Source organism: Pseudomonas oligotrophica, assembly GCF_021726475.1.
Taxonomy (GTDB): domain Bacteria; phylum Pseudomonadota; class Gammaproteobacteria; order Pseudomonadales; family Pseudomonadaceae; genus Stutzerimonas; species Stutzerimonas oligotrophica.
This window is the reverse complement of the sequence record NZ_JAKJRU010000004.1, coordinates 25,630-49,478: the sequence shown is the minus strand read 5'-3', so window position 1 is coordinate 49,478 and position 23,849 is coordinate 25,630. Positions and strand designations below refer to the sequence as shown.

The 23,849-nt window shown below is 65.6% G+C and carries 20 protein-coding genes and 3 tRNA genes; 11 read left to right on the top strand and 12 right to left on the bottom strand.

The window, feature by feature from the left end:
* Nucleotides 1–58: 58 nt before the first annotated feature.
* From L3N39_RS09650 to fabI, 6 genes are read left to right on the top strand one after another with little or no spacing between them, the layout of a single operon-like run.
* Nucleotides 59–1,885, top strand: a complete 1,827-nt coding sequence (locus L3N39_RS09650; protein ID WP_237257121.1) for an extracellular solute-binding protein — start codon at nucleotides 59–61, stop codon at nucleotides 1,883–1,885.
* Entirely contained in the window at nucleotides 1,882–3,726 is a 1,845-nt protein-coding gene (locus L3N39_RS09645) for an extracellular solute-binding protein (protein ID WP_237257120.1), read from the top strand. The genes L3N39_RS09650 and L3N39_RS09645 overlap by 4 nt, the downstream gene beginning before the upstream one ends.
* Nucleotide 3,727: 1 nt before the next feature.
* Nucleotides 3,728–4,801, top strand: coding sequence for a microcin C ABC transporter permease YejB (locus L3N39_RS09640; RefSeq protein ID WP_237257119.1), 1,074 nt, complete (start codon nucleotides 3,728–3,730; stop codon nucleotides 4,799–4,801).
* Between the two features lies 1 nt (nucleotide 4,802).
* Complete coding sequence (locus L3N39_RS09635) at nucleotides 4,803–5,822, top strand: ABC transporter permease (RefSeq protein WP_237257118.1); 1,020 nt, start codon at nucleotides 4,803–4,805, stop codon at nucleotides 5,820–5,822.
* 1 nt (nucleotide 5,823) lies between these two features.
* The gene (locus L3N39_RS09630; protein WP_237257117.1) at nucleotides 5,824–7,470 is read left to right on the top strand and encodes an ABC transporter ATP-binding protein; all 1,647 of its coding nucleotides are present in this window, start codon (nucleotides 5,824–5,826) and stop codon (nucleotides 7,468–7,470) included.
* Nucleotides 7,451–8,245, top strand: coding sequence for an enoyl-ACP reductase FabI (gene fabI / locus L3N39_RS09625; RefSeq protein ID WP_237257116.1), 795 nt, complete (start codon nucleotides 7,451–7,453; stop codon nucleotides 8,243–8,245). The genes L3N39_RS09630 and fabI overlap by 20 nt, the downstream gene beginning before the upstream one ends.
* A 175-nt stretch (nucleotides 8,246–8,420) precedes the next feature.
* Here fabI and L3N39_RS09620 read toward each other — a convergent pair whose 3' ends face one another.
* Genes L3N39_RS09620 through L3N39_RS18895 form a run of 5 tightly spaced genes read right to left on the bottom strand, consistent with a single transcriptional unit; the run spans nucleotide 8,421 to nucleotide 13,647 of the window.
* Nucleotides 8,421–10,436: a nitric oxide reductase activation protein NorD gene (locus L3N39_RS09620; RefSeq protein ID WP_237257115.1), complete on the bottom strand. Its 2,016-nt coding sequence runs from the start codon at nucleotides 10,434–10,436 to the stop codon at nucleotides 8,421–8,423.
* A gap of 2 nt (nucleotides 10,437–10,438) precedes the next feature.
* A complete protein-coding gene (locus tag L3N39_RS09615; RefSeq protein ID WP_237257114.1) occupies nucleotides 10,439–11,251 on the bottom strand; it encodes a CbbQ/NirQ/NorQ/GpvN family protein in 813 nt (270 codons plus the stop codon).
* Nucleotides 11,248–12,609 carry a cbb3-type cytochrome c oxidase subunit I gene (locus tag L3N39_RS09610; RefSeq protein WP_237257113.1) on the bottom strand — a complete coding sequence of 454 codons (1,362 nt, stop codon included), beginning with the start codon at nucleotides 12,607–12,609 and terminating at the stop codon, nucleotides 11,248–11,250. Before L3N39_RS09610 ends, L3N39_RS09615 begins: the two co-directional genes overlap by 4 nt.
* Nucleotides 12,610–12,662: 53 nt before the next feature.
* Nucleotides 12,663–13,511, bottom strand: coding sequence for a c-type cytochrome (locus L3N39_RS09605; protein WP_061339614.1), 849 nt, complete (start codon nucleotides 13,509–13,511; stop codon nucleotides 12,663–12,665).
* Nucleotides 13,512–13,521: 10 nt separating this feature from the next.
* Nucleotides 13,522–13,647: a hypothetical protein gene (locus L3N39_RS18895; RefSeq protein ID WP_284691936.1), complete on the bottom strand. Its 126-nt coding sequence runs from the start codon at nucleotides 13,645–13,647 to the stop codon at nucleotides 13,522–13,524.
* 586 nt (nucleotides 13,648–14,233) lie between these two features.
* On the opposite strand from L3N39_RS18895, the gene L3N39_RS09600 reads away from it, so the two are divergent.
* Nucleotides 14,234–14,986, top strand: a complete 753-nt coding sequence (locus L3N39_RS09600; RefSeq protein ID WP_237257112.1) for an outer membrane beta-barrel protein — start codon at nucleotides 14,234–14,236, stop codon at nucleotides 14,984–14,986.
* A 397-nt stretch (nucleotides 14,987–15,383) separates the two neighbouring features.
* Here L3N39_RS09600 and L3N39_RS09595 read toward each other — a convergent pair.
* The 3 genes from L3N39_RS09595 to L3N39_RS09585 form a co-directional block, all read right to left on the bottom strand.
* Nucleotides 15,384–15,468, bottom strand: a tRNA-Leu gene (locus L3N39_RS09595).
* Between the two features lie 55 nt (nucleotides 15,469–15,523).
* Nucleotides 15,524–15,599, bottom strand: a tRNA-His gene (locus L3N39_RS09590).
* Between the two features lie 30 nt (nucleotides 15,600–15,629).
* Nucleotides 15,630–15,706 (bottom strand) — tRNA-Arg (locus tag L3N39_RS09585).
* 265 nt (nucleotides 15,707–15,971) lie between these two features.
* Here L3N39_RS09585 and folD point away from each other — a divergent pair.
* Nucleotides 15,972–16,826: a bifunctional methylenetetrahydrofolate dehydrogenase/methenyltetrahydrofolate cyclohydrolase FolD gene (folD, locus tag L3N39_RS09580; protein WP_237257111.1), complete on the top strand. Its 855-nt coding sequence runs from the start codon at nucleotides 15,972–15,974 to the stop codon at nucleotides 16,824–16,826.
* 59 nt (nucleotides 16,827–16,885) lie between these two features.
* On the opposite strand, the gene cysS is transcribed toward folD, so the two are convergent.
* Together cysS and L3N39_RS09570 are read right to left on the bottom strand one after the other, a co-directional pair.
* Nucleotides 16,886–18,271 carry a cysteine--tRNA ligase gene (gene cysS, locus L3N39_RS09575; RefSeq protein ID WP_237257110.1) on the bottom strand — a complete coding sequence of 462 codons (1,386 nt, stop codon included), beginning with the start codon at nucleotides 18,269–18,271 and terminating at the stop codon, nucleotides 16,886–16,888.
* Nucleotides 18,272–18,274: 3 nt separating this feature from the next.
* On the bottom strand, nucleotides 18,275–19,945 hold the full coding sequence (locus tag L3N39_RS09570; RefSeq protein WP_237257109.1) for a glutamine--tRNA ligase/YqeY domain fusion protein: 1,671 nt from the start codon (nucleotides 19,943–19,945) through the stop codon (nucleotides 18,275–18,277).
* Between the two features lie 159 nt (nucleotides 19,946–20,104).
* Between L3N39_RS09570 and L3N39_RS09565 the strand changes: the two genes are divergently transcribed.
* Both L3N39_RS09565 and lpxH read left to right on the top strand, forming a co-directional pair.
* On the top strand, nucleotides 20,105–20,599 hold the full coding sequence (locus L3N39_RS09565; protein ID WP_237257108.1) for a peptidylprolyl isomerase: 495 nt from the start codon (nucleotides 20,105–20,107) through the stop codon (nucleotides 20,597–20,599).
* Nucleotides 20,596–21,318, top strand: coding sequence for a UDP-2,3-diacylglucosamine diphosphatase (gene lpxH / locus L3N39_RS09560; protein WP_237257107.1), 723 nt, complete (start codon nucleotides 20,596–20,598; stop codon nucleotides 21,316–21,318). The genes L3N39_RS09565 and lpxH overlap by 4 nt, the downstream gene beginning before the upstream one ends.
* 1 nt (nucleotide 21,319) lies before the next feature.
* On the opposite strand, the gene L3N39_RS09555 is transcribed toward lpxH, so the two are convergent.
* Nucleotides 21,320–21,925 carry a MiaE family protein gene (locus L3N39_RS09555; protein WP_237257106.1) on the bottom strand — a complete coding sequence of 202 codons (606 nt, stop codon included), beginning with the start codon at nucleotides 21,923–21,925 and terminating at the stop codon, nucleotides 21,320–21,322.
* A gap of 176 nt (nucleotides 21,926–22,101) precedes the next feature.
* Here L3N39_RS09555 and L3N39_RS09550 point away from each other — a divergent pair, with 176 nt between their 5' ends.
* On the top strand, nucleotides 22,102–22,962 hold the full coding sequence (locus tag L3N39_RS09550) for a universal stress protein (RefSeq protein WP_237257105.1): 861 nt from the start codon (nucleotides 22,102–22,104) through the stop codon (nucleotides 22,960–22,962).
* A gap of 34 nt (nucleotides 22,963–22,996) precedes the next feature.
* Here the strand turns inward: L3N39_RS09550 and L3N39_RS09545 are convergent, their stop codons facing one another.
* Nucleotides 22,997–23,473 (bottom strand): DUF1289 domain-containing protein, encoded by a 477-nt coding sequence (locus L3N39_RS09545; protein WP_237257104.1) that lies wholly within the window; start codon nucleotides 23,471–23,473, stop codon nucleotides 22,997–22,999.
* Between the last annotated feature and the right edge of the window lie 376 nt (nucleotides 23,474–23,849).

Here is a 23,849-nt window from a genome sequence, read left to right as displayed (position 1 = left end):
GCTGTTACTGTACCGACCCGAAAAGCCTGAAAGCACCATGGATCGGGTTCCCCATCTGATGCGACTAGTCCTAGCCATTCTCAGCTGCCTGATGGTCAGCCCCGCCGCCTGGGCAACCATCCGCGAGAGCCATGGCTATGCGCAGTTCGGCACGCTGAAATACCCCCAGGGCTTCACGCACTTCGACTGGGTCAACCCCAAGGCGCCCAAGGGCGGGCGTCTGCGCCTGATGGCCTCGGGGACCTTCGACACGCTCAACCCCTATACCTTCAAGGGCACCAGCCCGAGCGCCACGGCCAGTTTCTTCAACTATGGCGTCAGCGAGCTGAACGAACCGCTGATGGTCGGCAGCGGGCTCTACGATCCGTCCGGCGACGAGCCGGCGTCCAGCTACGGGCTGATCGCCGAGTCGGTGGAGTACAGCGACAATTTCAGCTGGGTGGTCTTCAACCTGCGCAAGGCCGCACGCTTCCACGATGGCCAGGCGATCACCGCCTACGACGTGGCGTTCTCCTACCGGCTGCTGCGCAAGGAGGGGCATCCGCAGTACCGCACCAGCCTCAAGGGCGTGAAGCGCGTCGACATCCTCAACCGCCACCGCATCCGCTTCGTGTTCGATCAGCCGGACCCGCTGCTCGTCACTCGCCTCGGCGAGCTCCCGGTGCTGCCGCAACACTACTGGAAGGATCGCGACTTCAAGGCGACGACCTACGAGCCGCCGCTGGGCAGCGGCCCCTATCGCATCGCCCAAGTAATCCCGGGCCGGCGCCTGGTGTTCGAGCGCGTGAAGGACTGGTGGGGCAAGGACCTGGCGGTCAACCGTGGCAAGTACAACTTCGACCGGGTCGAAGTCGAGTTCTATCGCGACGAGACAGTCGCCTTCGAGGCATTCAAGGTCGGCGAGTTCGACTTCTACATCGAGCATCAGGCGAAGAACTGGGCGACCGCCTACAGCTTCCCGGCGGTCACCCGCGGCGACGTGATCCGCGCCGAAATTGCGCACCAGATCCCGACGCAGACCCAGGCATTGTTCATGAACGGCCGCCGGCCGATCTTCGCCGAGCGCCAGGTGCGCCAGGCGCTCGGCCTGCTGTTCGACTTCGAGTGGACCAACCGCGCGCTGTTCTACGGTGCCTACCGGCGCAGCGAAAGCTACTACCCCAACAGCGAATTCGCCGCCAGCGGTCTGCCCGAGGGTGGCGAGTGGCTCGCCCTCTCCGCCTATCGCGACAGCCTGCCGGCGGAAATCTTCAGCGAGCCGATCACCTTCCCGCGCACCGCCGGCCGTGGCATTCCCCGCAAGACGCTGCGCAAGGCGCTGGCACTGCTCGGCGAAGCCGGCTGGAAGCTGTCCGAGTCGGGCCTGCGCAACAAGCGCGGCGAAGCGCTGCAGTTCGAGATCCTGCTGGTCAACCCGCGCCTGGAGCGGATCCTGCAGCCCTACGTGCAGAACCTCGCCCGCGTGGGCATCGAGGCCCGCCTGCGCACCGTCGATGCGTCGCAGTACAAGCAGCGCCTGGACCACTACGATTACGACATGATCCTGACCACGCTGGCGCAGAGCCTGAGCCCCGGTCAGGAACAATGGCTCTATTTCCACTCCAGCCAGGTGGGTGTCGAGGGCGGCCGCAACTACGCTGGCATCGCCAACCCGGCGGTCGACGACCTGCTGTCGCGGCTCTTGCAGGCCAAGAGCCGCGACGAGCAGATCGCCGTCACCCGGGCCATCGACCGCATCCTGCTCTGGAACCACTACACCATCCCCAACTGGCACATCGGCCACCACCGCCTGGCGTACCGCAACCGTTTCGCCTACAAGACGACGCCGCCCTACACCCTGGGCTTGCGCGCCTGGTGGCTCAAGGGCCTGGAGAAGGTCGAATGAACCGTCCAAAGCTACAGATCGCCAAGCGACTCGGCCTGCTCGGCCTGCTCTGCGCCTGCGCGCTGGCCGAGGCAGCCCCCCGCCACGCACTGACCCTCTATGGCGAGGCGCCGAAGTATCCGGCCAGCTTCAGCCACTTCGAATATGCCAACCCCGACGCCCCCAAGGGTGGCGTGCTGCGCCGCGCCGGCTTCGGCAGCTTCGACTCGCTGAACCCGTTCATCAACAAGGGCGTCGCCGCCGACGACATCGGCCTGATCTACGACACCCTGACCACCAACAGCCTGGACGAGCCCTTCACCGTCTACGGCCTGCTCGCCGAGAAGATCGAGCGCGGCCCGAAGAACGCCTGGGTGCGCTTCCACCTGCGTCCCCAGGCGCGCTTCCACGACGGCGAGCCGGTCAAGGCCGAGGACGTCGCCTTCAGCTTCGAGACGCTGGTCAGCCAGGGCGCGCCGCAATACCGCGCCTACTACGCCGACGTGGACAAGGTGGTGGTCGAGGGCGTGCGCAAGGTCCGCTTCGACTTCAAGCATGCCGGCAACCGCGAGCTGCCGATGATCCTCGGCCAGCTGCCGGTGCTGCCCAAGCACTGGTGGGCCGAACGCGACTTCAGCGCCGGCAGCCTCGAGCCGCCGCTGGGCAGCGGCCCCTATCGGGTCGCGCAGGTCCAGCCGGGGCGCTCCATCAGCTACGAACGGGTCAAGGACTACTGGGGCCGTGAGCTGGCAGTCAACCGCGGTTTCTACAACTTCGACCGCCTGGTGTTCGACTACTACCGCGACAACACCGTGGCGCTGCAGGCGTTCAAGGCCGGGCAGTTCGACTACTGGCTCGAGACCAGCGCGAAGAACTGGGCCACCGCCTACGACGTACCGGCGGTGCGCGACGGCCGGCTCCTCAAGGAAGAGATCGCCAACCACAATCCGACCGGCATGCAGGGCTTCATCTTCAACATCCGCAAGCCGCTGCTGCAGGACCGCCGCATCCGTGAGGCGCTGGCCCTGCTGTTCGACTTCGAATGGACCAACCGGCAGCTGTTCAACGGCGCCTACTTCCGTACGCGCAGCTACTTCGACAATTCCGAGCTCGCCTCCTCCGGCCTGCCGGGGAAGGCCGAGCTGGCCATCCTCGAGCCGCTGCGCGGCCAGGTCCCGGACGAGGTCTTCGACAAGCCCTTCGAGCTGCCGGTGACCGATGGCAGCGGCATCATCCGCGAGCAGCAGCGCCGCGCCTACCAGCTGCTCACCGAAGCCGGCTGGCAGGTCAAGGACGACCGCATGGTCGATGCCGACGGCAAGCCGGTGAAGCTCGAGTTCCTGCTGGTGCAGGCCGAATTCGAGCGGGTGCTGCTGCCCTACAAGCGCAACCTCGCCGACCTGGGCATCGAGCTGGAGATCCGCCGGGTGGACGTCTCGCAGTACATCAACCGCCTGCGCTCACGCGACTTCGACATGATCGTCAGCGGCTTCGGCCAATCCAACTCGCCGGGCAACGAGCAGCGCGAGTACTGGCACTCGGCGAGCGCGGACAACCCCGGCAGCCGCAACTTCATCGGCCTGAAGGACCCGGCCATCGACAAGCTGGTCGACCAGCTGATCGCCGCCGATACCCGGCAGGAGCTGGTCGACCACACCCGCGCCCTCGACCGCGTGCTGCTCTGGGGCCACTACGTGGTGCCCAACTGGCACATCAAGACCTGGCGCGTCGCCTACTGGCACCACCTGGCGCACCCGCAGGTAACGCCGCGCCAGGACATCGGCCTGATGACCTGGTGGTACCGCGGCGACCAAGCGCCTGCCGCCACGGCGCCGGCGCCTGCCGACGAGGCGGAGCGCTGAAATGCTCGCCTACATCGTCAGACGCCTGTTGCTCATCGTGCCGACGCTGTTCGGCATCCTGCTGATCAACTTCATCATCATCCAGGCGGCGCCCGGCGGCCCGGTCGAGCAGGCGATCGCCAAACTCGAGGGGTTCGAGGGCGCCACCAGCCGCATCGCCGGCGGCGGCTCGGAAGTCGCCGCAGCCGGCAACAATTACCGCGGCGCCCAGGGCCTCGACCCCGAGCTGATCGCCGAGATCGAGCGCCTCTACGGCTTCGACAAGCCGCCGGCCGAACGCTTCTGGCTGATGCTCAGCAACTACGCGCAGCTGGATTTCGGCGAGAGCTTCTTCCGCGACGCCAAGGTCACCGACCTGATCATCGAGAAGATGCCGGTATCGATCTCCCTCGGGCTGTGGAGCACGCTGATCATGTATCTGGTGTCGATTCCCATGGGCATCGCCAAGGCCACGCGCCACGGCAGCACCTTCGACGTCTGGACCAGTTCGGTGATCATTGTCGGCTATGCGATCCCGGCGTTCCTCTTCGCCATCCTGCTGATCGTGCTGTTCGCCGGCGGCAGCTACTGGAACTGGTTCCCCCTGCGCGGGCTGACCTCGGCCAACTTCGACGACCTCACCCTCGGCGGCAAGATCCTCGACTACTTCTGGCACCTGGCGCTGCCGGTCACCGCACTGGTCATCGGCAACTTCGCCACCCTCACGCTGCTGACCAAGAACAGTTTCCTCGACGAGATCAACAAGCAGTACGTGATCACCGCGCGCGCCAAGGGCCTGAGCAAGCATCGCGTGCTCTACGGCCACGTGTTCCGCAACGCGATGCTGATCATCATCGCCGGCTTCCCGGCGGCCTTCATCGGCATGTTCTTCACCGGTTCGCTGCTGATCGAGGTGATCTTCTCGCTCGACGGCCTGGGCCTGCTCAGCTTCGAGGCGGCGATCAACCGCGACTACCCGGTGGTGTTCGGCACCCTGTTCCTGTTCACCCTGCTGGGCCTGGTCGTCAAGCTGATCGGCGACCTCACCTACACCCTGGTCGATCCGCGTATCGACTTCGAAAGCCGGGAGGGCTGAAATGAAGCTGTCCCCTCTCAACCAGCGTCGTTTCGCCCTGTTCAAGGCACACAAGCGCGGCTGGTGGTCGCTGTGGTTGTTCCTGGCGCTGTTCGCCCTGAGCCTCGGCGCCGAGCTGATCGCCAACGACAAGCCGATCGTCGTGCGCTACGACGGGCAATGGTATTTCCCGGTGTTCAAGCGCTACCCGGAAACCGCCTTCGGCGGCGAGTTCCCGCTGCAGGCCAACTACAAGAGTCCGTACATCCAGGAACTGATCGCCAGCAAGGACGGCTGGATGGTCTGGCCGCCGATCCCCTTCGACTACGCCAGCATCAACTACGACCTGCAGGTCCCGGCCCCGGCGCCGCCGTCCTGGGACAACTGGCTGGGCACCGACGACCAGGGCCGCGACGTGCTGGCGCGGGTCATCTACGGCTTCCGCATCTCGGTGCTCTTCGCCCTGACGCTGACCCTCGTCAGCTCGGTGATCGGCGTCACCGCCGGCGCGCTGCAGGGCTTCTATGGCGGCTGGGTCGACCTGGTCGGCCAGCGCTTGCTGGAGGTCTGGTCCGGATTGCCGGTGCTCTACCTGCTGATCATCCTCGCCAGCTTCGTCCAGCCCAACTTCTGGTGGCTGCTGGGCATCATGCTGCTGTTCTCCTGGATGAGCCTGGTCGACGTGGTGCGCGCCGAGTTCCTGCGCGGGCGCAACCTGGAGTACGTCCGCGCGGCGCGGGCGCTGGGCATGCAGAATGGCGCGATCATGTTCCGCCATATCCTGCCCAACGCCATGGTCTCGACCATGACCTTCATGCCGTTCATCCTCACCGGCGCCATCGGCACCCTGACGGCACTCGACTTCCTCGGCTTCGGCCTGCCGCCCGGCGCGCCCTCGCTGGGCGAGCTGGTGGCCCAGGGCAAGGCCAACCTGCAGGCCCCCTGGCTCGGCATCAGCGCCTTCGTCGTGCTGGCCGTGATGCTGACCCTGCTGGTGTTCATCGGCGAGGCGGCGCGCGATGCCTTCGACCCAAGGAAATGACATGGCCGAGAACCTGATCGAAATCCGCGATCTGGCCGTCGAGTTCAGCCGGGGCGACAGTCAGCAGCGGGTCGTCGAGCACGTGAGCTTCGACATCCGCAAGGGCGAGACCCTGGCCCTGGTCGGCGAAAGTGGCTCCGGCAAGTCGGTCACCGCCCACTCGATACTGCGCCTGCTGCCCTACCCGCTGGCGCGCCATCCGGCCGGGCAGATCCTGTTCCACGGCGAAGACCTGCTGCAGGCCAACGAGAAGCGCATGCGCGCCATCCGTGGCAACCGCATCGCCATGGTCTTCCAGGAGCCGATGACCTCGCTCAACCCGCTGCATACGGTGGGCAAGCAGATCAACGAAGTGCTGATGATCCACAAGGGCCTGCGCGAGCGCGCGGCCAGCGCCCGCACCCTGGAGCTGCTCGAACTGGTCGGCATCCCCGACCCGCGCGAGCGCATCCGCGCCTACCCCCACGAACTCTCCGGTGGCCAGCGCCAACGCGTAATGATCGCCATGGCCCTGGCCAACGAGCCGGAACTGCTGATCGCCGACGAGCCGACCACGGCGCTGGACGTCACGGTGCAGCTGAAGATCCTCGACCTGCTCAAGGACCTGCAGGCACGCCTGGGCATGTCGCTGCTGCTGATCAGCCACGATCTGAACCTGGTGCGCCGGGTCGCGCATCGCGCATGTGTCATGCAGCGCGGTCGCGTCGTCGAACAGGCATCGTGCGAGCAACTGTTCCGCGCGCCGCAGCATCCGTACACCCGGGAGCTGCTTGGCGCCGAACCGAGCGGCGGCCCGGTGCAGGTCGAGGAGCGGCCGCCATTGCTGGAAGTGCAAGACCTGCGCGTCTGGTTCCCGATCAAGAAAGGGATCCTGCGGCGCACGGTCGACCACATCAAGGCAGTGGACGGCGTCTCCTTCAGCCTGCCCAAGGGGCAGACGCTGGGCATCGTCGGCGAAAGCGGTTCCGGGAAATCGACGCTGGGTCTGGCGATCCTGCGCCTGATCGGCAGCCAGGGCGAGATCCGTTTCCGCGGCCATCCGCTCAGCGGCCTGTCGCAACGGGCAGTCCGCCCGCTGCGCCGGGAGATGCAGGTGGTCTTCCAGGACCCGTTCGGCAGCCTGAGCCCGCGAATGTCGGTGGGCCAGATCGTCGGCGAGGGCCTGCGCATCCACCGCATCGGCACCGCGGCGGAACAGGAACAGGCGATCATCGATGCCTTGCTGGAGGTGGGACTCGACCCCGAGACCCGCCACCGCTACCCACACGAGTTTTCCGGTGGACAGCGTCAGCGCATCGCCATTGCCCGCGCGCTGGTACTGAAACCGGCGCTGATCCTGCTGGACGAGCCCACTTCGGCGCTCGACCGGACGGTCCAGCGCCAGGTGGTCGAGCTACTGCGCTCGCTGCAGGAGAAGTACGACCTGACCTACCTGTTCATCAGCCATGACCTGGCGGTGGTCAGGGCGCTGAGCCACCAGATGATGGTGGTCAAGCAGGGCCAGGTGGTGGAACAGGGGGCGGCAGCCGAGATATTTGCCGCCCCGGAACATCCGTATACACAACAGTTGCTGGAATCGGCCTTCCTGGCCCCGGCAGCCGATGCACAACCAGAAGAGGGAAAAGCACATGGGTTTTCTAACCGGTAAGCGCGTACTGATCGTGGGCGTGGCCAGCAAACTGTCGATCGCCTCCGGCATCGCCGCCGCGATGCACCGCGAAGGCGCCGAGCTGGCCTTCACCTACCAGAACGACAAGCTCAAGGGCCGCGTCGAGGAATTCGCCGCCGGCTGGGGCTCGAGCGCCGACCTGTGCTTCCCCTGCGACGTGGCCAACGACGACGACATCGTCCGCGTGTTCGAGGAACTGGGCAAGAAGTGGGACGGCCTGGACTGCATCGTCCACTCGGTCGGCTTCGCCCCCGGCGACCAGCTCAACGGCGACTTCACCGAAGTGACCACCCGCGAGGGCTTCAAGATCGCCCACGACATCAGCGCCTACAGCTTCGTCGCCCTGGCCAAGGCCGGTCGCGAGATGATGAAGGGTCGCAACGGCAGCCTGCTGACCCTCTCCTACCTGGGCGCCGAGCGCACCATGCCGAACTACAACGTGATGGGCATGGCCAAGGCCTCGCTGGAAGCCGGCGTACGCTACCTGGCCGGCAGCCTCGGCCCGGAAGGCACCCGCGTGAACTGCATCTCCGCCGGCCCGATCCGCACCCTGGCCGCTTCCGGCATCGCCAGCTTCCGCAAGATGCTCGCGGCCAACGAGAAGCAGACCCCGCTGCGCCGCAACGTCACCATCGAGGAAGTCGGCAACGCCGGCGCCTTCCTCTGCTCGGACCTGGCCTCGGGCATCAGCGGCGAGATCCTCTACGTCGACGGCGGTTTCAACACCACCGCCATGGGCGCGCTGGACGACTGATAGCCAATCAGGCCCCCAGCCCATGAAAAACCCCGCCTCGTGCGGGGTTTTTCTTTTGCCGAGGGTGAGCGTCTCGACCTGGCGTGCTACGTCGGCCGCAACGCCAGGCGCACTTCACCTCGTCGCGCACCCCGGACGTCTGGGGCCGGTCGCCTGCGAATGTCGTGGTGCGACATCAACGCTGCAGCAGGCGGCGCATCCAGTCGAGCAGGACCGTCGGGAGCAGATCGGGCCGGGGCAGCAGCGCATAGCGGGACGCGCCAAACATTCGCGGCAGGTAGGCACCGGCCTGCCGATCGATCGTCAGGCAGAACGGCGAAATCCCCTGCAGCGTGGCCTCCAGCACGGCCTGCCGGCTGTCCTCCACGCCGTAAGGCCCCGCGTACTGATCCTCGTCACTGGGTTTGCCGTCGGAGAGCACCAGCAACAGGCGATGCGCGGCCGGCTGCGCCATGAGTGTCGTGCTGGCATGGCGGATGGCCGCGCCGCAACGGGTGTAGTGCTCCGGCTCCAGTGCCGCGATACGCAAGGCGACGCCCTGGCTGTATGCCTCGTCGAAGCCCTTGAGCTCGCGCACGCTGACCGCATCGCGGCCCTGCCCGGAAAAGGCCTGTACCGCATAGGGCGAGCCCAGCCCCTGCAGGGCGATGCAGAGCAGCAGCAGGGCTTCGCGCTCGACGTCGATGACCCGCCGCCCCTGCGAGACCCAGCTGTCGGTGGAGCCGCTGACGTCGATCAAGACGAGGATCGCCAGGTCCCGCTGCTGCGCGTGGTTGGCCTGGTAGAGCCGGTCGCTCAGCCCCTGCCCGGCCTGCATCGCCGCCGCCGCATCGACATAGGCATCGACATCCAGCTCGTCGCCCTCGACCTGTGCACGCAGCCATACCCGGCGCGCGCGCAGCAGTTCGAAGCGCCTGCGGATCCCGGCCAGCATGCCCCGGTGTGCCTCCAGCGTCTGCGCCACCCAGGCCTCGCTGCCGGCTTGCGCCACGCCGGGCCTGACCGTCGCGCAGTGCTCGGCATAACGGCCGGTTCGATGATCCCACTCGGGGTAGACGCAGCCCTGCGCACTCGCCAATCCCGGCGGCGCAGCCAGCCGCTGCCCAGGCTCCGGCGGATCGTCGCTGAGCAGCACCTCGCGCGGCTGCCCCGGTGAGCTGACCAGGCGTGCACGGGGCAACTCGCCGAGCAGCTCGCCATAGAGCTCGGCGTCGGCGCCGTCGGCCCGGTCGATGGGACGCTGCAGCCCCAGCGGGTCCTCGGCGTGCGGATGCGGCTCGTCGAGCTGGATCATCAGCGGGCCCGGCCCATCCGCCTGCCGTTCGTCCTCGCGCGGCCGGCGGACCTCAGGGCGCCGCGCCAGGCGGGCGCTGCGCGGCGGCGGGTCGCTCTGCTCGCCGCGCCGGGCTTCGGTTGCCGGACAGCGCTCGGGCGCGGTTTCGAGCAGGCAGCCGGTCCAGAAATCCGCGAACAGGGGCTCGTCACCCAAGGCATCTCCCGGCGCCAGGGCTGGCCAACTCTCCAGCGACTGCATGGCGAGCGCCATCGACTCAGCCGGCGAAGTGGCCATGGGAAAGCCAGCGGCGTGCCCGGCGAGCAGCGCCCGGACGCGGTGTTCCACCCTTCGCCGCGCCGGGCCGAAAGCAGAGAGCGGTGGCCGGCGCGCCAGGCACTCGGCGCGCAGCGCCTGCAGGTCGGCTGCGCAGCCCGGCAGTTCGCACAGCAGGTCGCTCTCGGCGGCATACGCCTCGAACAGCTGATAAAGGGCGCCGGCCAGCGGCGGCAGCGTACGCCAGGCCGCCTGCGCGCTGCCGCGGCGAATCCGCATCGCCTGATGCAATGCCATGGCCTTGTAGAGCACCGCTGCCCGCCCCTGGTCGGCTACGCCAAGCACGCGCGGCAGCCAGAGGTGGCGCCCGTCCGTGGCCGGTACCGGCTCGCGCCGGCACGGCCGGGGGCTGCGGCCGAAACAGCGCGCCAACCAGGTCGCGCGTGCCGGCGGTTGTGCCACGCGCAACGGTACGGGTCGGCCGAGCACCGCGAGCAGCAGCAGGTCGAGGCGCCCGGCGACCGCCTCGAGCGACAGCATGGGCGCCGCGGGCGGCGCAGGCCGATAGCGCTGCCACAGGCGCTGGGCGAAGACCGTCGCATGACGCGCAGCATCGGTGAGGACTTCCTCGGCTTCGGCCATGGCTAGATGAAGGTGCCGTCGACCAGATCGCGCATCGCGTCGACCAGGGTTTCGTCGTCCGACAGCGGCGAAACGATCGCCGCCAGGCAGGCCGCGCGAATCTCGATGCCCTGCGCGCAAAGCGCACCGGCAGCGACCAGCAGCCGGGTGCTCGGCACTTCGCTCAGGCCGCGGTCACGCAGCGCCCGCAGCCGCTGCGCCAGGGCGACCAGCGAACGCGCCGTGGGCGCATCGACCCCGCTTTCGCGCTGGACGATGCAGGCCTCGCGGTCGGCATCCGGAAAGCCCAGGTCCAGCGCCACGAAGCGCTGACGGGTGCTGGGCTTGAGGTCCTTGAGCATGCGCTGGTAGCCGGGGTTGTAGGACACCACGAGCTGGAACCCGGGCGGGGCCTGCAGCAGCTCGCCGGTCTTGTCGATCGGCAACAGGCGACGGTGATCGGTCAGCGCATGCAGCACCACGACAGTGTCCTGCCGCGCCTCGACGACCTCGTCCATGTAACAGATGGCGCCTTCGCGCACCGCTCGGGTCAAGGGCCCATCCTGCCAGGCGGTGCCGTCATGGCGGATCAGGAATCGGCCGATCAGGTCGCTGGCCGACAGGTCGTCATGGCAGGCGATGGTCACCAGCGGCCGGCCGAGGCGCCAGGCCATGTACTCGATGAAACGCGTCTTGCCGCAGCCGGTCGGGCCCTTGAGCATCACCGCCAGTCCACGTGCATGGCAGCGCTCGAACAGCGCCACCTCGTCGCCCACGGGCAGATAGAAAGGTTCCTCATGGGGGCGCAGCGCGGTCGGTTGCTCCGGCAGGTTCATGCCGAACGCACCGGCGCCGGCGCGGAGGCAGGCTCATCGACCACCAGGCGTGGCGCGTGGCGGAAGAAGTCATAGATGAACAGCGCCACGCCCACGGTGAACAGCGAGGCCGTGGCGATCAGCATGACGAAGTGAATCTGGATCTTGAGCTGCGCATCGAGATAGCCCATGCCCATGATCCGCTCCAGGTAGACCTGCGCGATGCCGGCGGTGGCGAACGACAGCGTCATACCGAACATGCCGCTGATCTGCAGCCAGAACGCCCAGTAGCCCAGCGTGCTGCCCTGCTCGCGGCGCCCGCCGGTCAGCGACGGCAGCGCATAGCTGATCATCGCCAGCACGATCATCGCGTAGGCGCCATAGAAGGCGGCATGCCCGTGCATGGCGGTGATCAGGGTGCCGTGGGTCCACTTGTTCACGCTCGGCCAGGTATGCGCCAGGCCCAGCAGGCCGGCGCCGAACAGCGAGAACACCGCGCTGCCGATCGTCCAGTGCAGCGCCAGCGTATTCGGGTGGGCCAGCCCCGAACGGCGGATCGCACCGTAGGCATAGGCGGCCATGCCGACCAGCGCCAGCGGCTCGAGCGCGCTGAACAGCCCGCCGATCGGCAGCCAGTAGCTGGGGACGCCGACCCAGTAATAGTGGTGCGCGGTGCCCAGGATCCCGGCGATGAACACCAGCCCGACGATCACGTACAGCCACTTCTCCATCACCTCGCGGTCGGCGCCGGACAGGCGGATCAGCAGGTAGGCCAGAAACCCGCCCATGATCATCATCCACACGCCCTCGACCCACAGGTGGATGGTCCACCAGCGGTAGAAGATCGACACGGTGTAGTTCTCGTAATGCAGCAGCGCCGGCAGGTAAAGCAGCGCCGCGCTGACGAAGCCGATCATCAGCACCGCCTCGGTGGTGGTGAAGCGCCGCGCCTTGCGGATGGTCATGCCGACGTTGTAGAGGAAGATCAACATGCAGATGACGATGACGATCTTGTGCGGCAGCGGCTGCTCGAGCAGCTTGTTGCCGGTGCCGTAGCGAAACAGGTAGCCGATGATCGCGGTGACGCCCATCAGCGTCCACAGCCCCAGCTGGATGTACGCCAGCCGCGTGCTGTGCAGTTCGGTACGCGATTCCTCGGGAATCATCCAGTAGGTCGCGCCCATGAAGCCGGTCAGCACCCAGACGATCAGCAAGTTCGTATGGATCACCTTGGTCACGTCGAACGGCAGGATGTACAGCAGTGGGTCCGGGCCGATGTACTTGGTGGCCGAGAGCAGGCCGAACACCAGCTGCAGGCCGAACAGCACCATCGCGACGGCGAAGTACCAATAGGCCACCGATTGGGACTGATAGCGCATCGTAGTCTCCCCTTGATCTGGCTGGGTCGGCCCGCGGCCGCGGCCCTTCGCGGTTACTTGAGGGTTTCGAGAAAGGCCACCAGCTGCCCGACCTGTTCGTCCGACAGGCTCTGCCCGTAGCCGGTGGGCATGAACGAAGTGCCGTCGGCCGAATACATCTCGCCGGGCACGATGTGGGCGCTGGGCGACAGGATCGATTCGCGGATGTAGCCGCCGGCGTCTTTAGCCTTGCCGTGGTAGTCCGGCGAGGCCACGGTCTGCGCCGCCCGCGTACCGATCCCGGCGAGCGAAGGCCCGGCCATGTCCGCACCCGGCACGGTGGAATGACAGGCATTGCAGGCCGGCGTCGCGGTCTTGAACAGCTGCTCGCCGAGCGCCCGTGGGTCGTCACCGGCATCCACCGGCCGCGCCCCGGTCGGCGTCTGGCCGCTGCTGCCGGCAGCCGCAAGCGTCGCGGCGCCTGGCGCGAAGCTGCCGGTGACGAGGATCGGCCGCGGTGGCCAGCCCTGGTTGTCGACCTTGCTGACCCAGTCGAGAAAGGCGATCAGGTCGCTGATCTCGTCTTCGGCCAGGTCCTGCCGCGGCATCAGCCGGCGGTGGGTCTGTTCGTTGTAGAAGCGCGAAGGGTCGCGCATGTAGGCCTTCAGATACGGCTCGCCGCGGTGCTGGGTGATTTTCGTCAGATCCGGGGCGTAATAGGCGCCTTCCCCGAACAGCGTGTGGCAGTTGATGCAGTTGTACTTGTGCCACACGTCCATGCCGTGCCGCACTTGCGGCGTGATGTCCTGGGCGTTGGTCAACTCAGGAAACTGGCGGTGGCTGTCCAGCGTAAGCCCGAGAAACAGAAGCGCGGACAGTCCCGTGGCGGCAACGGCGAATAATCTTGCCTGGCGATTGTTCATGTTCTGCCCCTCAAACGCTGATGCCGGTCCAGTGGATGAGAGTCATGGAGAACGCATAGAGCATGGCACTGGCCATCAATAGCAGCACGACAACGCTCAGTATTTTCAACGGACCGTAAAGCTTTCGAACCTGCATTGCAGTCTCCTCATGCTCATCATGGCTGCAATTACCACGGCGCTTGTGCAAGAGGTGAAGAACGGGCAATAGATGCAATGGAAAAAACCCGCAACCGCTCACTGCCGCCTGTACAGCCCAGTCTAGGCGGGTTGCCTGGCACTTCCAGCTTGCATCCGGAGGCTTTTTCGCGCGAAGCAATATCTTTGCTTGTTCGGCTCAACGTAACTGATGGAGGATTAATCCTTACCCCTGCGGGAACTTGACAAAAATCAAACTCAGCCAGCCGGCAAAGCGAGCCGGAGTTAATACCGGCCACCACCTCCGGAAATAAATATCGACTTGAAACAGACGAACGGTAACTTTCCACGCATGCCGATTTTTACTTACTGCCAATTAAATCCTCCATGGCCGCCATTTATCGGAAATAACCTGGCGATATCCAACAGACCGACCTTCTGACCGAACAGCCGCTCTTACCTGGTGGTCGGTCATATAGTGGCGCGAGGAACTCTTGCAACAGGCTGCAACAGGCGAGCCATCGATAACCGATGTTTCGGTATGCCTTCGCGCCCAGCCCCCTTGCATGTTTTGGAGCGATAAAAGAATGAACAAACTTCGGGCAGTCTCGTTTTCTGTCATCTCCACCGGCGTGTTGTGCGTGCCCCTGTCCGGCTTCGCGGCTACCAGCGATCCTCTGCTAAGGCTTGGTGTGCTTGGCGCCTACAACGAAACCCAGTTCGATTCCGATGACGTCGATACGGATGACAAGGCCTACCTGGGCCAGGGCGGCCTGTTTCTCGACTTCGGTAACAAGCTGAGCGGTACGCAAGGCCTGATCTACCAGGCCGGCATCAGCGGCAAGTACGGCGAGAAGAACGATATCGAAGTGAAGGAAGCGCAGGCCGATGTCGATGTGGGGTGGCGCTTCGCACTGGATGCCCGCAATTACATGGATGTCTTGGTAGGAGCCGGTTACAGCTGGTCGCGCTTCGAGCCCGAGGACAATGACTACGAGGCCCGCCTGACCAACAAGATGCCTTTCGCCAAGGCGGCACTGGGGTACAACCACGACTTCGGTCCCTCGCTGATCCGCTTCGAGGCCGGCGCGCGCTATTCGATGGAAGGCGAAGCGGAACTGGAGATCGATGACGTCGGCAGCGATACCGCCGACCTGAAGGACAAGGCACACCCATACGCCGAGCTCACACTGCTCATGAACCGCGAGGGCCAGCTGCCGATCACCGCAGGGGTCTACTACACCCGTACGAACTACCAGCTCGAAGGCACCGACGATCTGGCCGACAGTGCGGAACTCGAACGAGACGAATACGGGTTCAAGGTCGGCATGGCCTTCTGATCGGGCCAGCGTGGCGGGTGTCGGCTTGCCGCACTCGCCACCATCCTGGCTGCCGGGCACAGACGCGATTGCGCGGCGTTGGCCGCCCCCGTATCCCGCCCCGATCGCGCTCCGCCCGGCGCCCCAGCGAAGCCGAGTGACCGTCGGGACGACCCACCATCGACCCATGCGGCCGGTGCGGGCAGCAGCCCCGACACCACGAAGGACAGCGTCCTGGGTAGTCACACAGCGCCGCGATAAGTCGGAGGGATGGCCGGGCCAGCCAATGAGACGTGTTGCAGCGGTTCCGCGAGCAACGAGCTTGCCCTCGCCCTTGACGCCGATTCTTGCAGAAGGTGTGCGGTACGTGTGATCGGCAGAAACGAAAAGGCCCCGTCGCTACGGGGCCTTTAATACATGGTGCGGACGGAGAGACTCGAACTCTCACACCTTGCGGCGCCAGAACCTAAATCTGGTGTGTCTACCAATTTCACCACGTCCGCAAACGGGGGGGGTTGAAACGAAAACGCCAGGCTATTGCCTGGCGCTTCTGGAATATGGGGTGGACGATGGGAATCGAACCCACGACACCAGGAGCCACAATCCTGTGCTCTACCAACTGAGCTACGCCCACCATATTTCGTTGCTTGTGCCAGACACCAAATGGCGCACCCGGCAGGACTCGAACCTGCGACCATCCGCTTAGAAGGCGGATGCTCTATCCAGCTGAGCTACGGGCGCTTTTATCTGCATTCTGTTCGGAGCGCAGACTTGAAGCTCCGGCATCGGGAAGTTCCCTCAGCCATCTTACCCAGCAGCAGGCTGTGCTCGACAAGCGGGGCGCATGTTATAGAGCCTCTGCACGCCCGTCAACAGCGCCAGCGAAAAATATTCAGCAAGATAAAGGAGTTACAGGACCATCCTGCCTCGATGCCTTTGCCCGCCCGGCAAGCCGTGCGAGAATGCCGCTCCTTTTTAATCCCTTCCCGATGGTTAACCAAGCGTCATGACCGCACAACTGATCGACGGTAAAACGATCGCCGCCAACATTCGCCAGGGTATCGCCAGCCGTGTGGCCGAGCGCCGCAACCAGGGCCTGCGCGTGCCTGGCCTGGCGGTGATCCTGGTCGGCACCGACCCGGCCTCCCAGGTATATGTCGCGCACAAGCGCAAGGACTGCGAGGAAGTCGGCTTCAAGTCCATTGCCTACGATCTTCCCGCCGATACCAGCCAGGACCAGCTCCTGGCCCTGATCGATCAGCTCAACGAGGATGCGCAGATCGACGGCATCCTGGTCCAGCTACCGCTGCCGGCCCACCTGGATGCCTCGCAGCTGCTCGAGCGCATCCGCCCCGACAAGGACGTGGACGGCTTCCACCCCTACAACGTCGGCCGGCTGGCCCAGCGCATGCCGCTGCTGCGCCCGTGCACGCCCAAGGGCATCATGGCGCTGCTGGAGAGCACTGGCGTCGACCTGCACGGTCTTGATGCGGTGGTCGTCGGGGCATCGAACATCGTCGGCCGACCGATGGCGCTGGAACTGCTGCTGGCCGGTTGTACCACGACCGTGACCCATCGCTTCACGCAGAATCTGGAAAGCCATGTCCGCCGCGCCGACCTGGTGGTGGTCGCGGTCGGCAAGCCGGGGCTGGTCAAGGGTGAGTGGATCAAGCCGGGCGCCATCGTCATCGACGTCGGTATCAATCGCCTCGCCGATGGCCGCCTGGTCGGCGACGTCGATTTCGCCGTTGCGGCCGAGCGCGCCAGCTGGATCACCCCGGTCCCAGGCGGCGTCGGCCCGATGACCCGCGCCTGCCTGCTGGAAAACACGCTGCACGCCGCCGAGCAGTTGCACAGCTAAGCGACCAGGCAACAATGAAGAACGGCACCCTCGGGTGCCGTTCCTTTTTCAGCGCTTGCTCAGTCGGCCAGGCGCCAGCTGGTGCCGCCCTTGCCGTCCTCCAGCACCACGCCCATGGCGGTGAGCTGGTCGCGGATGCGGTCGGACTCGGCCCAGTTCTTCTCGGCGCGTGCGGCGAGGCGCGCGGCGATCAGCGCCTCGACCGCGGCGGCGTCGACCTTGCCCGCGGCGCCGGCCTGCAGGAAGGCGTCCGGCTCGAGCTGCAGCACGCCGAGCACGCCGGCCAGTTCCTTGAGGCGCGCGGCCAGCGCGGCGGCAGCGTTCAGGTCGCTCTCGCGCAGGCGGTTGACCTCGCGGATCATCTCGAACAGCACCGCGCAGGCTTCCGGCGAGTTGAAGTCGTCGTCCATCGCCGCGCCGAAGCGCGTGACGAACTCGTCGCCGCCGGCAGGCTGAGCGTCCGGCAGGCCCTTGAGGCCGTTGTAGAAGCGCTCCAGCGCGCCCTTGGCCTCGCGCAGGCTGTCCTCGGAGTAGTTGATCGGGCTGCGGTAGTGGCTGGACACCAAGAGGTAGCGCACCACCTCGGGGTGGTACTTCTCCAGCACCTCGCGGATGGTGAAGAAGTTGCCCAGCGATTTGGACATCTTCTCGCCGTCGACGCGCACCGCGCCGGCGTGCATCCAGGCGTTGGCGTACAGCTTGCCGGTGGCCGCCTCGCTCTGCGCGATCTCGTTCTCGTGGTGCGGGAACACCAGGTCCGGACCGCCGCCGTGGATGTCGAAGGTCTCGCCCAGGCAGCAGGTGGACATCACCGAGCACTCGATGTGCCAGCCCGGACGCCCGGCGCCCCAGGGCGACTCCCAGCTCGGCTCGCCCGGCTTGGCGCCCTTCCACAGCACGAAGTCGAGCGGATCTTCCTTGGCCTCGTCGACCTCGATGCGCGCGCCGATCTTCAGGTCCTCGATCTTGCGCCTTGAGAGCTTGCCGTAGCCCTCGAACTTGCCGACCCGGTAGTAGACGTCGCCGTTGCCCGGGGCATAGGCGAAGCCCTTGTCGATCAGGGTCTGGATCATCGCGTGCATGCCGGCGATGTGGTCGGTGGCGCGCGGCTCGAGGTCCGGGCGCAGCACGTTGAGGCGCGCCTCATCCTCGTGCATCGCTTTGATCATGCGCGCGACCAGATCCTGGAACGATTCGCCGTTCTCGTTGGCGCGCTTGATGATCTTGTCGTCGATGTCGGTGATGTTGCGCACGTAGGTCAGCTCATAGCCGCGATGGCGCAGCCAGCGGGCGACCACGTCGAACGCCACCATCACCCGCGCGTGGCCGATGTGGCAGAAGTCGTAGACGGTCATGCCGCACACGTACATGCGCACCTGGTTGTCGACCAGGGGTGTGAAGACGTCCTTGCTCTTGCTCAGGGTGTTGTAGATCGACAGCGCCATGGCTCAGGCTCCCCAGGAATCGCGCAGGGTGACGGTGCGGTTGAACACCGGGGCGCCCGGCTGCGAATCCTTCAGGTCGGCGCAGAAGTAGCCCTCGCGCTCGAACTGGAAGCGCTCTTCCGGCGCGGCATTGGCCAGCGACGGCTCGGCGCGGCAACCCTTGAGCACCACCAGCGATTCCGGGTTGATGTTGTCGAGGAAGCTGCCACCCTCCTCGTCGGTCTTCTCCGGGTTGGCGGACTTGAACAGGCGGTCGTACAGGCGCACTTCGCACTCGACGCTCTCGGCGGCCGGCACCCAGTGGATCACGCCCTTGACCTTGCGGCCTTCCGGGTTCTTGCCCAGGGTGTTCTCGTCGTAGCTGCAACGCAGTTCGACGATATTGCCCTGCTCGTCCTTCACGGCCTCGTCGGCGCGGATCACGTAGCTGCCGCGCAGGCGCACTTCGCCGCCGGGGATCAGGCGCTTGTAGCCGGCCGGCGGGACTTCCTCGAAGTCGCTGGCGTCGATGTAGATCTCGCGGGAGAACGGCAGCACGCGCACGCCCATGTCCTGCTTGGGATGGCGCGGCAGCTCGAGGTTCTCGACCTGGCCTTGCGGGTAGTTGGTGATCACCACCTTCAGCGGCTTGAGCACGCACATGGCGCGCGCGGCGTTGGCGTCCAGGTCCTCGCGGATGGCGAACTCCAGCATGCCGATGTCGACCAGGCCGCCGGCGCGGTTGACGCCGATCATGTCGCAGAAGGCGCGGATCGACGCCGGGGTGTAGCCGCGGCGACGGTATCCGGAGAGGGTCGACATACGCGGGTCGTCCCAGCCGGATACGTGCTTCTCATCGACCAGCTGCTTGAGCTTGCGCTTGCTGGTGATGGTGTAGTTCAGGTTCAGCCGCGCGAATTCGTACTGGCGCGGCTGCGTCGGCACCGGCAGGTTGGCGAGGAACCACTCGTAGAGCGGGCGATGGTCCTCGAACTCCAGGGTGCAGATCGAGTGGGTGATGCCTTCGATGGCGTCGGACTGGCCGTGGGTGAAGTCATAGCTCGGGTAGATGCACCACTTGTCGCCGGTCTGGTGGTGATGGGCATGGCGGATGCGGTAGAGAATCGGGTCGCGCAGGTTGATGTTCGGCGAGGCCATGTCGATCTTGGCGCGCAGCGAACGGGCGCCATCCGGGAACTCGCCGGCCTTCATGCGGGCGAACAGATCGAGATTCTCCTCGACGCTGCGCTCGCGGAACGGGCTGTTCTTGCCCGGCTCGGTCAGGCTGCCGCGGTAGGCGCGCATCTGCTCGGCATTGAGGTCGCAGACGAAGGCCTTGCCGGTCTTGATCAGGTGGACGGCCCATTCATGCAACTGGTCGAAATAATCGGAGGCATAGCGCTCTTCGCCAGCCCACGAGAAGCCCAGCCATTCGACGTCGGCCTTGATGGCGTCGATGTATTCCTGGTCTTCCTTGGCCGGGTTGGTGTCGTCGAAGCGCAGGTTGCACTCACCACCGAACTCCTCGGCCAGGCCGAAGTTCAGGCAGATCGACTTGGCGTGTCCGATGTGCAGGTAGCCATTGGGCTCCGGCGGGAAGCGGGTGATGATCTTGGTGTGCTTGCCGCTGTCCAGATCGGCCTGGACGATCGGGCGCAGGAAGTTGGCGGCTTTTTCGACGGTAGGCTTGCTCATGGTGTCCTTGAATGTCTGCGATGCGGCTCAGGGTAGGCCGGCCAAAACAAAGGGCTTATCATAACGGACCCGTCAACCCCCTGACAGAGCAATGCGCCGCGCCTGGCTAACGCCTCTGCCGTTCACCCGCCTTGCGACCACCGACTACGGAAACTTCCCATGATCAAACTGCAGACCAACTTCGGCGACATCATCATCAAGCTCTTCGAAGACAAGGCGCCGGAAACCACGGCCAACTTCAAGGAGTACGTCAAGAGCGGCCACTACGATGGCACCGTCTTCCACCGCGTGATCAGCAACTTCATGATCCAGGGCGGCGGCTTCGAAGCGGGCATGAAGCAGAAGGCGACCCGCAAGCCGATCAAGAACGAGGCCAACAACGGTCTTTCCAACAAGGCCGGCACCATCGCCATGGCCCGCACCATGGAGCCGCATTCGGCCTCCGCGCAGTTCTTCATCAACGTGAAGGACAACGACTTCCTCGACCACAGTGCACCGACCGTGCAGGGCTGGGGCTACGCGGTGTTCGGCGAAGTCGTCGAGGGCATGGACGTGGTGGAGAAGATCAAGAACGTCCCCACCACCATGAAGTCCGGCCACCAGGACGTACCGGTCGATGACGTGGTGATCGAGAAGGCCGAGATCATCGAGTGATCCTGTTCATCTCCGATCTGCACCTGCAAGAAGAACGCCCGGACATCAGCCGGGCGTTTCTGCGTTTCCTCGATGAGCGCGCACGGCACGCCGAGGCGCTCTACATACTCGGGGACTTCTTCGAAGTCTGGATCGGCGATGACGGCATGACGCCCTTCCAGCATTCGATCGCCACCGCCCTGGCCCGACTGGCCGAGACCGGCACGCGGGTCTACCTGATGCACGGCAACCGGGACTTCCTGCTAGGCAAGGGTTTCTGCCGCCTGGCACGCTGCGCGTTGCTGGCCGACCCCTGCCTCGTCACGCTCGCCGGCGAGCCGGTCCTGCTCAGCCATGGCGACCTGCTCTGCACCCGTGACGAAGCCTACATGCGCATGCGCCGCTGGCTGCGCAATCCAGTCAGCCTGTTCCTGCTACGCAACCTGCCGCTGGCCAGCCGCCGGAAACTGGCGCGCAAACTGCGCAGCGAAAGCCGCACGCAGACACGCTTGAAAGCCGACGACATCGTCGACGTGACGCCCGAAGAAGTCCTGCGCCTGATGCGCACGCACGGTGTCAGCACCCTGATCCATGGCCACACCCACCGCCCGGCAGTGCATGCATTGCAGATCGATGGCCGACCGGCCCGACGCATCGTCCTGGGCGACTGGGACAGTCAGGGCTGGGCGCTGGAAGCCGACGAGAACGGCCTGCGCCAGGCCCCCTTCCCGCTGCAGTAGCTCATGCCAGCTGCGGGACGCCGCTATGGAAGCGGAACTCGCCGTCGGCGCCCTCCACCAGTTCACGCTCACGCTGGCGCACCCTGGCGACCGTCGCGTCGACGTCGGCCGCATCGCCATACTGGTAGGCCAGCTTGAGGTAGTCCTGGAAATGCCTGGCTTCGGACTTGAGCAAGCCGTGATAGAACTTGCCCAGCTCCTCGTCCAGGTGCGGGACCAGCTTGGCGAAGCGCTCGCATGACCGCGCCTCGATGAAGGCGCCGATCACCAGCGTGTCGGTCAGCCGGAAGGGCTCGTGGTTGCGTACCAGCTCGCGCAGCCCCGCCGCATAGCGTGAGGAACTGACGTTGCGCAGCGCAATGTTGCGCTTGCGCAGGATCGCCAGCACCTGCTCGAAATGCCGGAGTTCCTCGCGCGCCAGGCGCGACATCTTGTTCTGCAGGTCGGGCTTGTCCACATAGCGGAACATCAGCTGGAAGGCGGTGCCAGCGGCCTTCTTCTCGCAGTTGCCATGGTCGATCAGCATGATCTCCTGATTGGCCAGCGCTACCTCGACCCAGGCGTCCGGCGTGGCGCAACCGAGGAATTCATTCAGATCAGAAAGCATGGCGAACCCGTCGTATTCATAGGCGTAATTGGCAGCCGCGGACTGTCGCGGCCGGAGCTGGTGGCGCGCATTATACGAATGCGCCACGACCGGACCAGTCGCGCTTGACCTGCATCAGCCGAACGCCCGATCGATTGACTATAGTGACCCGCACGGACAAGGAAACGGAGCCGATCATGCTAGCCATTCGCTGCATTCTCGTGGTAATCGATCCCCATCTGCCGCAATCGCTCGCATTGAAGCGTGCGCATCTGATTGCCAGCGTCAACCAGTCGCGCCTGCATCTGCTGGTCTGCGACGGCAAGCACGACCACAGCGCCCACCTCGAGTCACTGCGCGCCCAGCTCGAGGACGAGGGCCACAGCGTGACGACCCAGCAGGCCTGGCATGACTCGCTGCACCAGACCATCATCACCGTTCAACAGGCCGAAGGCTGCGGCCTGGTGATCAAGCAGCACGTCCCGGACAACCCGCTCAAGCGCGCCCTGCTGACACCGGACGACTGGAAGCTGCTGCGCTATTGCCCGTGCCCCGTGCTGATGGTGAAGACGGACACCCCCTGGCGCGGCGGGAACATCCTCGCCGCCGTGGATGTCGGCAACGCGGACGAAGAACACCGCACCCTGCACGCAACCATCGTCAACCATGGCTACGAAATCGCCGAGCTGGCCGATGGCTCGCTGCACGTGCTGAGCGCCCACCCCTCGCCAATGCTGTCGGCCGCCGACCCCGCCTTCCAGCTCAAGGAAACCATCGAGGCGCGCTACCGCGAGGCTTGCAAGCGCTTCCAGGCCGAGTTCGGCATCCCCGACGAGCGCCTGCACATCGAAGAAGGCCCGGCCGACGCGCTGATCCCCCGCGTCGGCCAGCAGCTCAAGGCCGTGGTGACCATCATCGGCACCGTCGCTCGAACGGGTTTCTCCGGCGCATTGATGGGCAATACCGCCGAAGTGGTGCTGGACGCCCTGGAAAGCGACGTGCTGGTGCTCAAGCCCGATGACATCATCGACCACTTGGAAGAACTGGTCAGGCACTGAGGCGAATGCGCCCGGCCGCGCCGGGCGCTCCCGCTCAGACGCGAATATCGGTCCCCTCGAGCAGAAAACGCGGCGCGATGTAGCGCTCGTAGTGTGCCTCGGACAGCAGGAAGAACTCCCGATCGATCGCATCGCGCAGCTGCGGCAGCGGCCAGTCGCGGAACTCCGGCAACAAGCCGATCCCATAGGCCTCGAGCTGCTGGATCAGCCGCGCACCTCGGGCAATCAACTGGTAGGCCCAGCAGTACACCGACTGCTCGGCGACGAAGCGGATCTGCCGGGCTTCGAGCTGGCTGCGCAGCAATTGTTCGTCGAACACCTCCAGCTTGGCCGCGACCACCTGGGCGAGCAGCACCTCGAGACGCAACCAGACCGCCCGCTTCTCTTCGGCCGAATAGGCGTTCCAGTTCACCACTTCGTGATGGAACCGCTTGCAGCCGCGGCAGACCAGATCGCCGTAGACGGTCGAGCAGAGGCCGACGCAAGGGGTTTTGATTCGCTGATCGGACATGGAGGCAAACAGGCGGGAAACCGGCCGCGCATCTTAGACTTTTGTCCTACCGAGGTCACCTCCCGCGGCCTGCCGCCGGTACTTGGCAATCGCCGCGACTCCGCGCCAGCAGCGGCCCGCGACCGTGCGACCGCTGCCGCGACCCGCACTGCCAGGCCTGGGGCCGCCCGGGCCTCGACTTAACTTTGCCGGCCCATTCCTTTAGAATCGCTCCGCCGTTTTAGGCGCCATAGTCCACAAGAAGCTGTTTTCAAAGCGTCACGAGCACAGTTCTTGCCTCGCTGAGCCGGATACGCAGACCCCCTCCTGCCGTCCGGCCCGGCCAAGCACGTAAAACTTTGAAAACAGCTTCCGGATGCGCGTCCCGAGACACCCA

Bases quoted from the DNA above. Each gene is read 5' to 3' on its own strand.
- L3N39_RS09650 (WP_237257121.1), top strand. From the start codon at position 59: ATGCGACTAGTCCTAGCCATTCTCAGCTGCCTGATGGTCAGCCCCGCC.
- L3N39_RS09645 (WP_237257120.1), top strand. From the start codon at position 1,882: ATGAACCGTCCAAAGCTACAGATCGCCAAGCGACTCGGCCTGCTCGGC.
- L3N39_RS09640 (WP_237257119.1), top strand. From the start codon at position 3,728: ATGCTCGCCTACATCGTCAGACGCCTGTTGCTCATCGTGCCGACGCTG.
- L3N39_RS09635 (WP_237257118.1), top strand. From the start codon at position 4,803: ATGAAGCTGTCCCCTCTCAACCAGCGTCGTTTCGCCCTGTTCAAGGCA.
- L3N39_RS09630 (WP_237257117.1), top strand. From the start codon at position 5,824: ATGGCCGAGAACCTGATCGAAATCCGCGATCTGGCCGTCGAGTTCAGC.
- fabI (WP_237257116.1), top strand. From the start codon at position 7,451: ATGGGTTTTCTAACCGGTAAGCGCGTACTGATCGTGGGCGTGGCCAGC.
- L3N39_RS09620 (WP_237257115.1), bottom strand. From the start codon at position 10,436: ATGGCCGAAGCCGAGGAAGTCCTCACCGATGCTGCGCGTCATGCGACG.
- L3N39_RS09615 (WP_237257114.1), bottom strand. From the start codon at position 11,251: ATGAACCTGCCGGAGCAACCGACCGCGCTGCGCCCCCATGAGGAACCT.
- L3N39_RS09610 (WP_237257113.1), bottom strand. From the start codon at position 12,609: ATGCGCTATCAGTCCCAATCGGTGGCCTATTGGTACTTCGCCGTCGCG.
- L3N39_RS09605 (WP_061339614.1), bottom strand. From the start codon at position 13,511: ATGAACAATCGCCAGGCAAGATTATTCGCCGTTGCCGCCACGGGACTG.
- L3N39_RS18895 (WP_284691936.1), bottom strand. From the start codon at position 13,647: ATGCAGGTTCGAAAGCTTTACGGTCCGTTGAAAATACTGAGCGTTGTC.
- L3N39_RS09600 (WP_237257112.1), top strand. From the start codon at position 14,234: ATGAACAAACTTCGGGCAGTCTCGTTTTCTGTCATCTCCACCGGCGTG.
- folD (WP_237257111.1), top strand. From the start codon at position 15,972: ATGACCGCACAACTGATCGACGGTAAAACGATCGCCGCCAACATTCGC.
- cysS (WP_237257110.1), bottom strand. From the start codon at position 18,271: ATGGCGCTGTCGATCTACAACACCCTGAGCAAGAGCAAGGACGTCTTC.
- L3N39_RS09570 (WP_237257109.1), bottom strand. From the start codon at position 19,945: ATGAGCAAGCCTACCGTCGAAAAAGCCGCCAACTTCCTGCGCCCGATC.
- L3N39_RS09565 (WP_237257108.1), top strand. From the start codon at position 20,105: ATGATCAAACTGCAGACCAACTTCGGCGACATCATCATCAAGCTCTTC.
- L3N39_RS09555 (WP_237257106.1), bottom strand. From the start codon at position 21,925: ATGCTTTCTGATCTGAATGAATTCCTCGGTTGCGCCACGCCGGACGCC.
- L3N39_RS09550 (WP_237257105.1), top strand. From the start codon at position 22,102: ATGCTAGCCATTCGCTGCATTCTCGTGGTAATCGATCCCCATCTGCCG.
- L3N39_RS09545 (WP_237257104.1), bottom strand. From the start codon at position 23,473: ATGTCCGATCAGCGAATCAAAACCCCTTGCGTCGGCCTCTGCTCGACC.